Origin of the sequence: Herpetosiphon sp. NSE202, assembly GCF_042688385.1 — a bacterium.
In the GTDB taxonomy this organism is placed as follows: domain Bacteria; phylum Chloroflexota; class Chloroflexia; order Chloroflexales; family Herpetosiphonaceae; genus Herpetosiphon.
This window is the reverse complement of sequence record NZ_JBHUPY010000011.1, coordinates 89,330-104,914: the sequence shown is the minus strand read 5'-3', so window position 1 is coordinate 104,914 and position 15,585 is coordinate 89,330. Positions and strand designations below refer to the sequence as shown.

The following is a 15,585-nucleotide window of genomic DNA, read 5'->3' as shown; positions in this document are numbered from 1 at the left end:
CAAAAGTCAGAAGTCAGAAGGGATCAGTCGCTAGGCGAGGGGTTGATGGGGAAAATCAAACAAATCTGTGCTAACCTGTGGCGAAAACAGCCTTCGTGGTCTTCGCGGTTACAGCTCCTTCGTGCGCTTCGTGCGCTTTGTGGATCAACTATTTTGCAGACTTTGGTTAGATTTGCGGCGTATAGCGCTTAAACAACCGATATGGCATAAAATAGAATTGAAAGATACATTGAACAAGATAACTAAGAATAAAGGTAAGAATTTTTGTGTGATCATAATCATCAACAATTAACCAATACGCTACGCCTATCCACAGGAATAGACTCCAAAATCCAATCACTATTACAGCTTTTCGATAGCTATTGAGATCGACTTCTTTTGCTCGAAACCTATAACAAAGCACAACTGCATAGATTAATCCTGCGATTACATTCATTGGTAGAAAAATAAATAACCATGCAATGAATATTAATTGAACAATCGATGTCTGTTGAACTTCAGCGGGCGTTTGGGTAACAATATAGTGAATTGTGTAGAGTAATGCTGCTATAATACTCGGCTTGAATTGCTGAATCATAACGAATAATAGAAATTTTTTGAAATTTTGAAGCAAAAATTGATTATTGCTATGATTAATTCTATACATTGATTGTGCTCCAGATCTTTTTTTTGATTAGAAGCACAGTTTACATTTGAAAATAAAAATCTGCTGTAACAAATCTGTAATAAATATGCTGGCTAAAGCGCTCTTGCTTATCAATACTTAACGTTGTAGTACGTTATGCAAATAGTAGGAGCAAGCTTATGCGACGAATATACCAACGCTTATTGGGCTTTATGCTCATGATTTTTTTGCTGATGCAACTGCCAGCAATGAGCCACGCCGAGCCGCCAACCAACCAGCCAAGTGATTGGTGGGGCATTGTTGTGCGCGACCCAGCCTACGACTGGGGAAAAAATCCAGCCTATCCTAATGCCGCCAACCAAGCGTTTATCAATCGTATGTTCGATGAGATTGTGACCATGGGCGGGCGCTGGGTGCGCTTCGAGTTTCATGGTGAATGGGATGGCTCAAGTTATGGCAGTTTTAATTTGGCTCAAGCTGATTATTTCGTTAGTGCTGCGCATAGTCGGGGTTTGAAGGTGCTGGCCTTGCTGGGAACCGATATTTTGCGCGGCCCACAGGCTGGCGTGCAGCATTTTGATGGCGGCACGGTTTCAGGCAGCATTCCAACCAGCAATCCCGACCGCGAGCTGAATCCCTGCCCAGCAGCGCCAATTGGCTGCGGCGTAAATGCTTATCAAAAAGCATGGCTCGAACGCGCGATTAGCATCGCCGATTATTATCGTGGCCGCATTGATGCCTATGAGATTTTCAACGAGCCAAATTTCTATTTTGCCTTGCGCGATGCCACAAATGGCCAGCAAGATGAGATGAATCCCTATTATGTGGCCCAAACCATCACCAAGCTGTATCGGATCTTGCGCGATGTCAACCGCAATGATCAAACGCCGCTGATTGTTGGTGGCTTGCACCCGTTGACTTCTAGCGAATCGAATCGCACTGATCGCAACTATCTGCAAGCGCTCTATCAAGCTGCGCCGTTTAGCAATTGGGCCAATAGCCATAACGGCAAATACCCAATCAATGGCGTGGCCTATCATCCCTACCCAGCAGAGATGCGGCGTTTGGTCGATGATAACGACTTTTTGCATTTGGTGGGGCCGCGCTTGGATAGTTTGGTTGCGACGCTGCGCACGTTTGATCAAACCAGCAAGCTTTGGCTGACCGAAATTGGCACTCGTGGCGACCCAACCAATGCCAGCGAGCTGCAACGCCAAGCAGATTTTATGCGTCAATTTGTAGCAACGATTTATGGTCGCCCAGAAATTGCTAACTGGTTTTGGTTTAAATATGAGGATTTTCCGCCTGCTAGCGAGGCTTGGGGCGTGGTGCATATCAATTACGATAGCAACGGAGCCTACGATCTGAATGGTGCGGTAAGTTTGTATAAACCAAGTTTCTATGCCTACCGCGATTTAGTCCACAATTTTCGTCAGCGGGTTTGGATTCCGCAAGTGCTCAATAACGTTAATTAGCGCATTCTGACGGCCTAAAAAGCGTTTGCAGGCCAGCAGTAACAGTCTGCTCAATTCGACCGTGTGTGCTATAATCGAAGCAAACAACTGCCAACGAATTGAGTACATCACTTGGGGATAGAGTAGCAATGTCAACGCGAAAATCTGCGCCAAAGCGCCAAAGTGGCAAAAAGCCAGCCGCAACTGCCCGCAAACGTGGCGCAGCCAAACCAACCATTACCCCGCAAATCCAGCTTTCCCAGAATCTTCAGCGTGAGATTTTTGCGGTTATTTTGGTGTTTCTGGGTTTATTGACCTTGCTATTCAGTACATTTAGCGGCGATCAAGGGGTCATTGGCACGCAGTGGAATACCGCTGTGGCCCGCGCTTTTGGCACTGGCAAGGTGCTGGTTCCGGTTGCGCTTGGCATTTTGGGCGGCTTGATGATCTTTCAAGAGCGATTTAGCGACAATCGCCTGAGCGGCGCGAATATTCTCGGCACGCTGATGGTGCTGCTTTCGCTCTTGATGCTGCTGGAATATCCAGGCTACGAGATTCATCGCGAACATCCTGAGTTTCATGTTGGCGCTGGCGGCGGCGTGGTCGGCCAAACCTTGCTTACGATCTTGATTAGTGGCATCGGCAAGGGCGGCGCATTGCTCTTTTCGGTTACTGTCGGCCTGATCGGCATTATGCTGACCTTCAATTTAACCTTGCGCCAAATTATGGCTGCGCTGTTGTATTACACTGGCGGCTTGCGTATTTTAGGCCGCCGCTTGGTTGGTGCGCCGGTGCAGCGTGCGCCAATGTTTGATGATTATCCCGAGGAGCACTACCGACCGCTGGAGTTGCCCGCGCCTCAAGCCATGCCCAAGGTCAGCAACAAACGCCGCCAAGCGATTATTGAAGATACAACCAGCCAAGAGGTGATGCTTACGCCGATTGCCGAGCGCCCTGCGCAAGCCAGTTTGTTCAATCGTGATTTGCCTGACCCAAGTCGGCCAGCCCGCCGCAAAGAGGTTGCGCCGCCGCCAGTTGTGCCAACCACAATGGCTCCAACCAAGCGGCTTAAGCCAGCCGATGAAGCCAAGCCGAATCAAGCTAACGCTAGCGCCGAGGAAGCTGCTTTTATCGAGCCAGACGAATCCTTGACCCATCGCGCATGGCCGTTGCCAACCCTGCCAACTCTCGATGATTTTGTCGAAGGCCAGATTGGCGATGAAGAAAAGCGCGAAAAAGCCCGCATCATCGAAGAAACGTTGGCCTCGTTTCGGGTTGAAGCGCGCGTGGTCGAGGCCAACACCGGGCCTGCTGTAACCCAATTTGCGCTCCAGCCAGCCATCGGGGTCAAAATTAACAAAATCACCAGCCTACAAAACGATTTGGCCTTGGCTCTTGCTGCGCCATCGTTGCGAATTGAAGCGCCAGTGCCAGGCCGCTCCGTCGTGGGCATCGAAATTCCTAACTCGGCGATTGCGACCGTGGCGATGCGCGATGTGATTGGCAGCGAAGATTTTGATGCCAAACGTGGTAAGCTCAAAATTCCGCTTGGCAAAGATGTTTCGGGCAACGTCGTGATTGCCGACCTCGCCAAAATGCCGCACTTGTTGGTTGCTGGCAGCACTGGCTCTGGGAAAAGTATTTGTATCAACTCGATCATTATTTCGCTCTTGATGAAGCACACGCCCAATGAGCTAAAATTCATCATGGTCGACCCCAAAATGGTCGAATTGATTGTCTACAACAACATTCCGCATTTGCTCACGCCGGTGGTGACTGAGCTTGAACGGGTGGTTAGCTCACTCAAGTGGGCAGTGCGCGAGATGGAGCGGCGCTACAAGGTCTTTGCCAAGGGCGGTTTCCGCAATCTCGAAAGCTATATGCAAGCGGCGCGCAAACGCCCCGACCTTGAGCCAATGCCCTATATCGTCGTTATCATCGACGAGTTGGCCGACTTGATGATGCTCGCTCCCGATGAAGTTGAAACCTTGATTTGTCGTTTGGCCCAAATGGCGCGGGCCACTGGCATCCACTTGATTTTGGCGACTCAACGCCCATCGGTCGATGTGGTAACTGGTCTGATTAAGGCCAACTTCCCAACTCGGATTGCCTTCGCCGTGACCTCACAAATCGATTCGCGGGTTATTCTCGATACGCCTGGAGCCGAGCAATTGCTTGGGCGGGGCGATATGCTCTATCTGGCGGTCGATGCAGCCAAGGCGATTCGGGTGCAAGGCACCTTTGTTTCCGATGGCGAAGTGGAGCGGGTGGTGCAATTCTGGCGTTTGCAAATTCCCCCAGAATTAGCCCAAGCGAACGGAGCCAATGCTGGGAATACAACCACTGCTCAAGCCGCGCCAGCAGCCAATAGCCAAACCAGCATGGGCGATGTATTTTTGCAAGCAGACGAGCAAGATGAACTGCTACCCAAGGCGATTGAATTGGTGCGCCAACATCAACGAGCCTCGGCTTCGATGCTGCAACGACGTTTGCGAATTGGCTATAGCAAAGCTGCCCAATTGATCGAACTGCTCGAACAACGCGGAATTGTCGGGCCAGCAGAGGGCAGCCGCTCGCGCGAGGTATTGAATCCAAATCAAGGTGCGCAAGCTAGCGACGAATAACGGTGATATTCCTGCACCTGTGGCGTAGAGCCTGCTACCCAGCAAATCGACGAAATCGTTTATCATGGGAGCATAGGCTATGCGGTTCTTGGTTCGTAGTACTGATAGCGCCCAGTTAGCCTATCACCTATAGCCTTGTACAAGGAGATCACTGTGAACAAGCAGACCATTCGTGATGTAGCGTTGAGCGGAAAACGAGCTTTAGTTCGGGTTGATTTCAATGTGCCTCTTGATGAAGCACGCAAAGTCACTGATGACACACGGATTCGGGCAGCGTTGCCGACGATCAACTATTTGCTCGAACAAGGTGCCAGCGTGGTTTTGATGTCGCACTTGGGTCGACCGAAGAAAAAAGTGGCCGAAGAATTTCGGCTCAAGCCAGTTGCCGATCATCTCCAATCACTGCTGGATGCCCCAGTGAACTATATTCAGACCACAACTGGCGCTGAGGCCGAAGCAGCTGCGAAAGATTTGCAGCCTGGCCAAGTGTTGTTGTTGGAAAATACCCGCTTCGACCCGCGCGAAGAATCGAACGACCCCGCCATGGCCGAAGAGTTGGCCAAACTTGGCGATGTGTATGTGAACGATGCTTTTGGTGCTGCTCACCGCGCCCATGCCTCAACCGAAGGCGTAGCAAAATTCCTGCCTGCTGTAGCTGGTTTCTTGATGGAAGCCGAGTTGGCAGCCCTTGGCAAGGCCTTGGATGATCCTCAGCGCCCCTTCGTGACGATCATCGGGGGTGCAAAAATTAGCGACAAAATCGGCGTGATCGAAAACTTGCTTGGCAAAGTCGATTCGTTGCTAATCGGTGGCGGCATGGCCAATACCTTCTTGTTGGCTCAAAATAAGGCAGTTGGCGATTCACTGGTCGAATCAGAGAGCGTAGCCGAAGCAGCCCGTTTGATCGACGAAGCTCAAGGCCGTGGCGTGAAATTGTTGTTGCCCAGCGATGTGGTGGTGGCCGATGCCTTCAGTGCCGAAGCCAATACCCAAGTGCTGAGCGTCGATGATGTGCCCGATGGCTGGCGGATTCTCGATATTGGGCCTGAAACGCGCCAAACCTACTCCCAAGTTGTTAGCGAAGCCAAAACCGTGATTTGGAACGGCCCAATGGGTGTGTTTGAGCTAGAGCCGTTTGCCGCTGGCACGCGCGCCGTTGCCCAAGCCTTGGCCGATAGTAGCGCAATCACCATCATCGGTGGTGGCGATTCAGTTGCAGCGATTGAGCAGATGCAGCTTGGTGAAAAGATGAGCCACATCTCAACTGGCGGTGGAGCCAGCCTCGAATTGCTCGAAGGCAAAGTGCTGCCAGGCATTGCCGCGCTCAACGATAAATAACCTGTTCGATTCATCTAGCACTCAGCCCCGCAGAACCTAGGCTTCTGTGGGGCTTTTTGTTATTTTTAAGTACCAAATTCATAAAAATGATTTTTAGTAATAAATGTTATGACTTCTAATAATTGTTGTTGTTTATATACCTGAAAAGCGGATAAATAGCATCTTGACGAACTCTAAAACAGCATGATAGCATGATCTTACTGTTGTTCAATAAGTATCAAATAGGAGCCGCTATGTTAGGTATCTTCAAGCGCACTGTTCAACTCTTTGTAGGCATTTGCTTGGTGGTTACGTTAGGCGGTTGTGGTAGTAGTGTTGAAAGTCTTGTTGAAGGACGTTGGAGTGATGGTTCTACCATGATGGAATTCAACGAAAATGGTACGCTGGTTATGACACACCTATTTGGAAAATCTGAAGGCTATTGGAAGGCTAGCCCTGACATCGATGATCATATTGATGTTCAATTTTCAGGTGTATTTATGACATTTGCAAGTGGGACATGGGGCGTAAACGAAGGTGATAATGATACGCTGATTGTTACATTGCCTGATAACAATAGCTTTGTGTTACGAAAATTTGAAAATTAGGTGAATATACATGAATAATAATAATATTACAGATTCTAATGTAGCTACAGGAAATCACATAAACGGAGATCTTAAACAAAACAATGTGAGAGGGAATCAGACAAATATTGGAGGAAACCAAAATAATGTGAGAGGAAATCAGACAAATATTGGAGGAAACCAAAATAATAATACGAAAAATATAGGTGTTTTAGGCGTACTTGGAACTTTAATCCTAATAGCGATATTGACAATTATAACATTTTATTTTTTAGGAATAGATAAAAAAGATATTTGGAGTATTTTTGAATCTAATTCAGGCTTGAGTGATCAGCAAAAAATATTGATGAGTATTCGAGGAACCTACCTAGACGAAGAAAATAATGAGTTAGTTTTCTCTCCAAAATCAGTTAGCGGGATGGATGGATCAATTTCAATGAATGGAAAGGTTGTTTCTTATTATAAGTTAATAAGTGAAAATTCGATCTATATAGGTGCACAATTTAGCAGAGATAGAAGTGGCATACCCTTTACTTTGAATGGTTCGCAATTAGAACTATTTGCTGGGGAAGGTGATGAAACTAGAATATTTACAAAAATTAGTGATAGTTATTGATGTTGGCTAAAATATATCTTTATCATACTTGAAAAGAGAAATTCTCTAATAATCTAGCCCCGTAGAACCTAGGCTTCTGTGGGGCTTTTGGTAGCAATAACCTTTGAAGAGCAGCATTCTTTGAACTGAGAGGAGCAGCGCTATGTATGAAGTACCACATAACCTGAAACCTATTAGCAAATGGCCAGTTTCGATAATCAGTTTATATTATATGGTTTTAGGGAGTTTATCGGCAATCAACAGCATCTCTTTCTTTTTCGCGATAATTTATAGTGATATGTTGGATAGCCATCGAATTATGAGTACGCTTTGGCTTGCGCTGATAGTAATTGCGAATGCTGGCCGTTTGATTTTCTTTATAGGATTAATGAATTATCGCTGCTGGGCATATTGGGGCAGTATAGTTATTGAAACGCTGATGATTATGCATGCTGGCTATACTTTAGTCTTCAGTAACATTAGAATCTATGAATGGATAATCATCAGCATTGGAATGATTGGCATTGTAATTCTTGGCTATCTCTTTCGACCTCGGGTTAACCATCAATTTCTGTAATCACATAAAGCATAAGTGTAATGGTACATCAGGTTAACCACGGCCTGATCCCCTCACCCCCTAGCCCCCTCTCCCGCCCGCGGGCGAGGGGGAACCACGAGAACAGTGCTCCCCTCGCCCGCGTTCAGTGGGCGAGGGGCTGGGGGTGAGGGCATGCTTCTGGCTGTTAATCGAATAACCATTACACATAAGTGTTACACGCAATTAATCTGCGGACACTCGGCGCATTGATATGCTATGGGTGTTTTTTATTGGCAATTGGGCGGCAATCACATACGTCTCTATCTAAAAAGGAGCGAATGATGTATCAAGTGCCCAAAAACCCTCAGTTGCAACGCCAAGGGCCTATTTTATCGATTTGTGGCTACAATGCGATTGTGGGCAGTTTTTTTGCGCTCGCTAGTTGCTCGTATATCGGCACAACGCTGATTGGGATTGCTGTTTCGCCGCCAGCAACCTTGAGCAGTGACATGAATGCTGAAATCTTCTGGAAAGCGCTGTTGTTATTGCTCAATGCCAGTCGTTTGGCCTTGGGTGTTGGTTTATTGTGGGCGCGGCGCTGGGCCTATCGAGGAATCGTGCTGGTTGAAGGCATTACAATCATCAATATGGTCTATGAACTTTTTGTGGGCCAAGCGCCAATGACGATCTGGCCTTTGTTTACTATCGTAACGGGAGTGGTTGCGGTGCTGATTTTGAGTTATCTTGCGCAACCCCATATTCAAAAAGCAATTAACTAAAAAAACCTGCCATGCAAGCAACATGGCAGGTTTTTTAGCACGATTTAGATTACGAATTCGCTGCGGCTGCGGCCCCGAGCTTGCTCAATTTCGTGACGGCGAGCATCGTAGCCTTCGCGGCCCATCAAGGCGTAGGTGGCGATTTTGCCAGCCTCAACCCCAGGTTGGTCAAAGGCATTGATGTCGTACAGCTCGCCAGCAAAGGCGGTTTGCATTTCGAGCATGTAGTAGAACTGGCCAAGCGTAAAGGCATTAACCGCTGGGAAGTGGTGGGCAATGCTTGGGCGACCAGCTTCGGCAATGGCCAACTGGGTTGCTTCGCCTTCGGCCTTGAGCAATTGGCTAAAGCTCTTGCCATCGAGATACGAAAGCTCGTTGATGTCGGGATAGGCGTTGCTCAGCGGTGCTTCAACTTGGAACTGATCGACAAACAAGAAGTGCATTAATTTATCGAATGGGCCTTCTGCATACAATTGCACTTGCGAGTGTTGGTCGGTTGCGCCCAACGATTTGATTGGCGTAGGGCCAACATTAACCACATTGCCAGCTCGATCAACCCGCTTGCCCAAACTTTCGGCCCACAATTGGCGAAACCAATCGGCCACATCGCGCAAACGCTGAGCATAAGGCATCATCACGACCATATTTTTGCCCTTTTTATCGAGCAAAAATTGAATCAAGGCGCACATTGCGGCTGGGTTTTTGCGTGGGTCGCGCTCTTGGCTACGTTTGTCGGCATAAGCAGCGCCAGCCAACAATTCATCAATATCAATCCCGGTAACCGCTGCCGGGAACAAGCCAACCGAGCTAAGCTCCGAGAAACGCCCGCCAACGCTGGCTGGAATTGGCAGCGTTGGATAGCCTTCGCGATCTGCAATTTGGCGCAAAGCACCCTTTTTGGGATCGGTGGTCAGCACCAAGTGATCGACCAATTTATCTTGGCCGAGGCGTTTGGCTAAGGCTTCGCGGAAGTAGATGAAGGAGGCCATGGTTTCGGCGGTCGTGCCCGATTTGGTGATCACATTGAAGACGGTGCGCTCAAGATCAAGCACATCGAGCAAGCCAGCATTCAATTCTGGGTCGACGTTATCGGGTACAAACAAGGTTGGGCCACGGCGCAATTCACGTGGCAAATTATTGTAAAACGGGTGCTGAAGCGCTGTTTGGGTGGCGATTGGGCCAAGTGCTGAGCCACCAATGCCTAAAACGACCAAGGTATCGGCGCGGGCACGCACAGCTTGGGCTTGGGCAATAATTTCACTCGTATCTTGGTAGGGCAGATCCATCCAGCCTAATTCGGCGCGTTGGGCATAGACAGCCTCAATCGCGGCGGCGGCGTGGGGCAATGCTGCCTCAATTTCAGCCTCAGTTAATCCATGTTCACCAATCACATCGGCCATCACATTGTTGTAATCAAAGCGAATAGCTTGAGTACTCATGACACTCCTTATCGTTGCGAAAGTGGGTCTTTGTAGCAGGCTGCTGCGGTGCAGTTTCTGGCTTCGTTGCCAAGCGACCAACTATGCCAATCGTACCATACTCAGTGGCTGCTGGTGGTAGTATTCTCTTCACCAGCCACAAGCGTGCCACCATTGATCTCGCAATTAATCAGTTGCCGTTTAGGACTAAATACCGCCTCAAGCTCAATCCGGCTGTAGCAGCGGTCGTCAACCAGGGTTTTGCGCACAAAGAAATTCTCGTCGTCATCGCGCTGCGACAGATCGTTGCGGCTATCGATGCGCAGCCGAATGACGCTGCTACAGCGTTTGCAACGCACTTGTAAATAAATTCCAGCATCGCTGGTTGGTTGGCTACTGCCACCACCAAAAAGCTTGCGAAAAAAACTCATAAACACTCCCCAAGAAAGGATGAAGGATGAGGGATGAAAGCAAAAGTCAAAAGTCAAAAGTCAGAAAGCAAAAGTCAAAAGTCAGAAAGCAAAAAGCAAAAGTCAGAATGCAAAAGGCAAAAGTCAAAAGGGATAAGGCTATAGGCTATATGTACTGATACATCAGGTTAACCACCGCCTGATCCCCTCACCCCAACCCCTCTCCCACGGCGCGAGCGAGGGGCTTTAACATGCTGGTTCTCCCGCAATTCCTTGGCGAAATATGGTCGGCTCCCCCTCGCCCGCGCCGTGGGAGAGGGGGTTGGGGGGTGAGGGAACATGATTGCCAATCCAATGTACCAATACAGCTATAGGCTATCGGAACGTTTTGTGGTAAGTCAAGAATTCCCGAAAGCTTATAGCCTTCGTGGATCAATTATCTTTAAACCGTGGCAACAAGGCCCAGAGCAGCAAGCCACCAGCCAGCCACCACATCCAAGGATTATCGATGTGCATGGTTTGCAAAATACTGGCGCTAATGAGCAGCGCACTGGCGGCGATGCCCGCGGTAAGCCGTGTAAATGCCCGTTCGATGCGTTTGGTGGTGCGCTCGAGCTTGACAATCTCGGTGCGCACTTGCAGATCGCCTTGGGCGGCCTTAGCATAAAATTGCTTGGCATGGCGCGGAATTTGGCTGAGATCGGTAATTAATTCGCGGCCTTCATTCACCACCCGTTCACGCAAATCGCGGCCACTGGTTTGCTCGCGAATAAAGCGCAAAGCAAAAGGCTTGGTCACACTGAAAATATCGAAATCTGGCGCTAAACCAGCCGCTACGCCGCCGATAATCCCAACCGTGCGGCCCAAAAAGAGCAACGATTGCGGCAACTGAAACGGCAAATCATAGAGCAATTCGCTTAATCCGCCGACGAAGCCCTCAACATCAATCTGTTGTAGCTCGCGAATCGTGCGGCCATAGGTATAGGAAAACCAAATTTCCAAAGCTTGGCGCAATTGCTGATCGTTGGCGTTGGCCATCACCACACCTATCGAGCGTGCACCATCGATTATACGCTGTGGCTCACGCATTACCACGCCTGCGGCCATTGTGGCGAGTCCATCCATCACATATTGAGGAATTGCATCGACCATGCCAAAATCGAGGAAGGTGATTACAAATGCGCGTTTGCCATTGGCCAACGGCTCGCCAACAGGTCGCACAAACAAATTGCCTGGGTGCGGGTCGGCGTGAAAAAAGCCATCAGTAAAACATTGTTGCAAATAGGCCAAATAGAGCTTTTCGGCCAAATCTAGGCGATCGATTCCTGCTGCATCAAGCGCCGCATATTCCGAAATCTTAATGCCCTCGATCCGTTCCATCACCAAAATGCGCTCGGTCGAGTGCTCGCGATAGATTTGGGGCACGTAAATATGCTCGTTGCCTGCAAAATTGCGCCGAAATCGCTCGGCATGCTCGGCTTCGCTCAGGTAATCCAGCTCGCGCAAGGTGATGCGCGAGAATTCTTCGATCAGCGCAGGCAAATCGGTGCGGCGGCGAATCGGGCCATAATATTGCATCCAACCAGCAACCCAGCGTAGCGCGGCAATATCGATCGCAACAAATTGCTCGATCTGTGGACGTTGAATTTTAATCGCAATTGGTTGCTTGTCGTGAAGCGTGGCGAAATGCACTTGACCAAACGATGCCGCAGCAACTGGCTGACGCTCGAAATGAGCAAAAATTTGGCTAATTGGTTGACCCAATTCTGCTTCAATGGTGGCTTGAATCAAGCCAAAGGGCACAGGCGAAACTTCATCTTGCAGGCCAATTAAATCTTCGACAACTTCTGGCGGCAGCACATCGACCCGCGTTGAGGCAAATTGGCCAAGCTTGATCATCACGCCGCCAAGATCGATCGCCAAATCGCGAAAACGCCGCGAAAAGCGCCGATAGCGCTCGATCCGCGTGCGATCCGCGTACCAGCGAAACCAAAATTGCCGTCCAAGCAACAGATCCCAGACGATGATATGGGCGACTAAGCGCACAAAAAACCACGCGACCCGGAAGAAACGGCGGCGACGTGGAACATTCGGCAACGACACCAACTCTGTTTTACTCATACTCGGTATTATAGCAGGCTAGGGATGCCGATGTAAGGAATCAAGTGCAGACTAAAGAACATAGAACAGAGAGAAATTATGAAGGATGAAGGATGAGGGATGAAAATCAAAAGGCAGAAGGCAAAAGTCAAAATGATGAATTATGAAGGATGAGGGATGAAGGATGAAATGTGGGGCATATCAGGATAATCATCATAATCTGTGGCTAAAATAATTATTCGTGCAATTCGTGGAATTCGTGGCAAAAACGGCCTTCGCGATCTTCGTGGTTTCTGCCCTTCGTGCTCTTCGTGGATCGATCATGCGGTTTGATGCTACACTGGATTAGCTTCAAAAACCTTCTAGATCTATTGAAAGGGTTAGTTCAATGCCCGATGGAAATGCGTATGATCAGGCCTACTATGCCATGTCGCGGCCTGAAGCTGGGCGCAAAAGCCTTGTTGATACCTTGCGCGACCGCTATATTCGTCGCCATGTATTGCGCTTTCGCCAAACTGGCCGTTTGTTGGATATTGGCTGTGGCTTGGGTTTGTTTTTGCAATCGATGACCCCGCCGTTTGAGCCATTTGGCACCGATATCTCGGCCTATGCTGTGGCGCAAGCCCAACAACGCCTGCCCAATGCCAAGCTGTTTGTTGGCAGCATTTTGGATGGCATTCCATTTAGCGTTAATTTCGATGTGATTACGGCGATCAATGTGGTGGAACACTTGGAGCAACCAGCTTTGGCGGTTGCCGCCATTCGCGAACGCTTGCAATTGGGTGGTTTGTTTGTGGCCCACTTGCCAACAATTGGCAATCGCCTGCAAGCGCGCATCTATCGCGGCTCGTATGATGCCGACCCAACCCATATCTATCGGCCAAGTGGCCGCGAGTTTCGCGGGGTTGCCGAGGCAGCAGGCTTTAAAACCGTGTTTGAAACCTACTCGCCCTTTGCGCCTGCGCTGCTTTGGCGCAACCTGCCTTGGCATCCAGCCTATTTGGCAATTTTTCAAGCGCGCTAATGTGCGAAATTCCCTCACCCCAACCCCTCGCCCGTGGCGCGGGCGAGGGGCTTTAATGGCATGGTTCTTATACAATTCGTTGGTACACAATGGTCGGCTCCCCCTCGCCCACGTTCAGTGGGAGAGGGGGCTGGGAGGTGAGGGGACGTTTACTCACCACGCTTTATTAAATTATTTTGGCAACTTAATCAGCATCGTTGTGCCAGTGCCAAGCTTGCTTTGGGCCTCAAGCGTGCCATTATGGGCTTGGATGAGCGCTTGCGCAATCGATAAACCTAGCCCATTGCCGCGCCCGCCTGCCACTCGTGCGCTATCAACCCGATAAAAACGCTCGAAAATATGCGCCAAATGCTTGGGATCGATGCCTTTGCCAGTGTCGATCACGCTAATTTGATAGCCGCTTGCTTGGCGTTCTGCATGAATCACAACGCTACCACCGCGTGGTGTATGCGCAATTGCATTATCAAGCAAAATTAACAACACTTGGCGCAAACGAGTGCGATCAGCCTTGATCTGGCCCTCGGCATGAGCCACTCGCACCTCAACTCCAGCATCGTGGGCCAAGCGCTCAGCTGCATTGGCAACATCGTGGCATAACTCAGCCAAATCAAATACTTCACGTTGCAAGCTTGTTTTGGCGGCATCCAGGCGCGAGAGCAACAATAAATCTTCAACCAAGCGACCCATATGATACGTTTCGGCCAAAATATCTTCAAGCAATTCGTGTTGCTCGGCGGAGTCGGTCGATTCGCGCAGGGCAATTTCGCTGCTAGCCCGCATCAAGGTCAGCGGCGCGCGCAATTCGTGGCTCGCATTGGCGATAAAGGCTTGTTGGCGCTCCCAAGCTTGTTGCGCCGGACGCAACGAACGCCCAGCCAGCCACCAACCAAACCAGCCCAAAACCACCACACTGCCAGCCCAAAGCGCTACCAAGCTGGTTAATAAGGTGTTGAGGGCTGCTTCTTGTTCGTTGAGCACCCGTCCAACTTGCAAAAACGCTGGGCCATCGGCGCGGGTTAATTTCTCGGTCAGCAGCTCAACCCGCGAGCCATCAGCCAAACTGATTGTGCGCAGATCAAGCTTGCCAGCGCGGGCCGCTTCAATCGCCGCTTGGTCTGGCTGAATTGGCGGATTCCACGGATTGGGATTGAACACTTGGCCGTTTTGATCGATTGTAAAGACAAAGGTGCTCGCCAAGGTTCCATTATCAACTGGCCGTTCGTCGGGCAATTGTTGTGGGCGATAGGCTTGCAAGGCCGGTGGCAAGGGCGCTGCCAATTGCTCAAACTCCAAGGTCATGCGTTCGAGCAAGGCGCGTTCGGTCGCAAAGCGAAAATAGCGCACCGTCATCCAATAGACGCTGCCGCCAACCGCCGCCAGCAGCAGCAACGCCGTGCATGCATAAATCAGGGTTAAACGCCAGCGCAAACGATTAAGCATACTCGCTCACCCAGCGATAGCCAACCCCACGCACGGTTTGAATCGGATCGCGCTTGCCTGCTTGCTCAAGTTTGCGCCGCAAATACGAAACATAGACATCGACCATTGATGGCTGCACATCACGCTCATACGACCAAACATAATCGAGCAATTGTTGGCGGCTCAGGGCTTGGTTGCTATTGCGAATCAAGCATTCCAGCAAATTCCATTCAGTTGCCGTGAGATCCAATTGTTGCGCTGCTCGTCGCGCAGTGTGCGCCCGCAAATCAAGCACCAGCTCACCTGAGCGCAATTCTTCGCTATTCAAATTGGGATTGAAGCGGCGGCCCAAAGCCCGCACCCGGGCTAATAATTCCTCGAACGCAAACGGCTTGCTCAAATAATCATCGGCTCCGCTATCCAAGCCCGCAACCCGATCTTCGATTTGGCTGCGCGCAGTCAGCAACAACAAACTCGTATTGAGTTTGGCGGCTCGAATTGCCCGACAAATGCTGGGGCCATCGCGCTCAGGCAGCATCCAATCGATCACCGCCACATCATACATGCCATGCAGCGCCATATCCAAGCCACTATCGCCCTCGTAGGCCACATCGACAAGATGGTGCTCATCACGCAGTGCCCGCTCGATCAAGCGAGCCAATTTGCGATCATCTTCTATCAACAACACGCGCATG

At 49.8% G+C, this 15,585-nt stretch carries 13 protein-coding genes; 8 read left to right on the top strand and 5 right to left on the bottom strand.

Annotation, left to right across the window (positions count from 1 at the left end):
• Positions 1-804 precede the first annotated feature (804 nt).
• The 7 genes from ACFMKP_RS13785 (at position 805) to ACFMKP_RS13755 (ending at position 8,519) form a co-directional block, all read left to right on the top strand.
• Positions 805-2,100, top strand: a complete 1,296-nt coding sequence (locus ACFMKP_RS13785; RefSeq protein ID WP_382292546.1) for a glycosyl hydrolase — start codon at positions 805-807, stop codon at positions 2,098-2,100.
• Between the two features lie 128 nt (positions 2,101-2,228).
• A complete protein-coding gene (locus tag ACFMKP_RS13780; protein ID WP_382292545.1) occupies positions 2,229-4,703 on the top strand; it encodes a DNA translocase FtsK 4TM domain-containing protein in 2,475 nt (824 codons plus the stop codon).
• Positions 4,704-4,856: 153 nt separating this feature from the next.
• Positions 4,857-6,041, top strand: coding sequence for a phosphoglycerate kinase (locus ACFMKP_RS13775; RefSeq protein WP_382292544.1), 1,185 nt, complete (start codon positions 4,857-4,859; stop codon positions 6,039-6,041).
• 233 nt (positions 6,042-6,274) lie between these two features.
• Positions 6,275-6,628 carry a hypothetical protein gene (locus ACFMKP_RS13770; protein WP_382292543.1) on the top strand — a complete coding sequence of 118 codons (354 nt, stop codon included), beginning with the start codon at positions 6,275-6,277 and terminating at the stop codon, positions 6,626-6,628.
• A 10-nt stretch (positions 6,629-6,638) separates the two neighbouring features.
• Positions 6,639-7,223, top strand: a complete 585-nt coding sequence (locus ACFMKP_RS13765) for a hypothetical protein (RefSeq protein ID WP_382292542.1) — start codon at positions 6,639-6,641, stop codon at positions 7,221-7,223.
• A gap of 142 nt (positions 7,224-7,365) precedes the next feature.
• Positions 7,366-7,779 carry a hypothetical protein gene (locus tag ACFMKP_RS13760; protein ID WP_382292541.1) on the top strand — a complete coding sequence of 138 codons (414 nt, stop codon included), beginning with the start codon at positions 7,366-7,368 and terminating at the stop codon, positions 7,777-7,779.
• Positions 7,780-8,078: 299 nt separating this feature from the next.
• Entirely contained in the window at positions 8,079-8,519 is a 441-nt protein-coding gene (locus ACFMKP_RS13755) for a hypothetical protein (RefSeq protein WP_382292540.1), read from the top strand.
• A 44-nt stretch (positions 8,520-8,563) separates the two neighbouring features.
• On the opposite strand, the gene ACFMKP_RS13750 is transcribed toward ACFMKP_RS13755, so the two are convergent.
• The 3 genes from ACFMKP_RS13750 to ACFMKP_RS13740 all read right to left on the bottom strand — a co-directional run bounded on the left by ACFMKP_RS13750 (position 8,564) and on the right by ACFMKP_RS13740 (position 12,468).
• The gene (locus tag ACFMKP_RS13750; protein ID WP_382292539.1) at positions 8,564-9,958 is read right to left on the bottom strand and encodes a glucose-6-phosphate isomerase; all 1,395 of its coding nucleotides are present in this window, start codon (positions 9,956-9,958) and stop codon (positions 8,564-8,566) included.
• Positions 9,959-10,059: 101 nt separating this feature from the next.
• Complete coding sequence (locus tag ACFMKP_RS13745; protein ID WP_382292538.1) at positions 10,060-10,368, bottom strand: hypothetical protein; 309 nt, start codon at positions 10,366-10,368, stop codon at positions 10,060-10,062.
• Positions 10,369-10,779: 411 nt separating this feature from the next.
• The gene (locus tag ACFMKP_RS13740; protein WP_382292537.1) at positions 10,780-12,468 is read right to left on the bottom strand and encodes an ABC1 kinase family protein; all 1,689 of its coding nucleotides are present in this window, start codon (positions 12,466-12,468) and stop codon (positions 10,780-10,782) included.
• 367 nt (positions 12,469-12,835) lie between these two features.
• On the opposite strand from ACFMKP_RS13740, the gene ACFMKP_RS13735 reads away from it, so the two are divergent.
• Positions 12,836-13,471 carry a bifunctional 2-polyprenyl-6-hydroxyphenol methylase/3-demethylubiquinol 3-O-methyltransferase UbiG gene (locus ACFMKP_RS13735; protein WP_204755693.1) on the top strand — a complete coding sequence of 212 codons (636 nt, stop codon included), beginning with the start codon at positions 12,836-12,838 and terminating at the stop codon, positions 13,469-13,471.
• 171 nt (positions 13,472-13,642) lie between these two features.
• Here ACFMKP_RS13735 and ACFMKP_RS13730 read toward each other — a convergent pair whose 3' ends face one another.
• Together ACFMKP_RS13730 and ACFMKP_RS13725 are read right to left on the bottom strand one after the other, a co-directional pair.
• Positions 13,643-14,911: a sensor histidine kinase gene (locus ACFMKP_RS13730; protein WP_382292536.1), complete on the bottom strand. Its 1,269-nt coding sequence runs from the start codon at positions 14,909-14,911 to the stop codon at positions 13,643-13,645.
• Positions 14,904-15,584, bottom strand: a complete 681-nt coding sequence (locus ACFMKP_RS13725; RefSeq protein WP_382292535.1) for a response regulator transcription factor — start codon at positions 15,582-15,584, stop codon at positions 14,904-14,906. Before ACFMKP_RS13725 ends, ACFMKP_RS13730 begins: the two co-directional genes overlap by 8 nt.
• Between the last annotated feature and the right edge of the window lies 1 nt (position 15,585).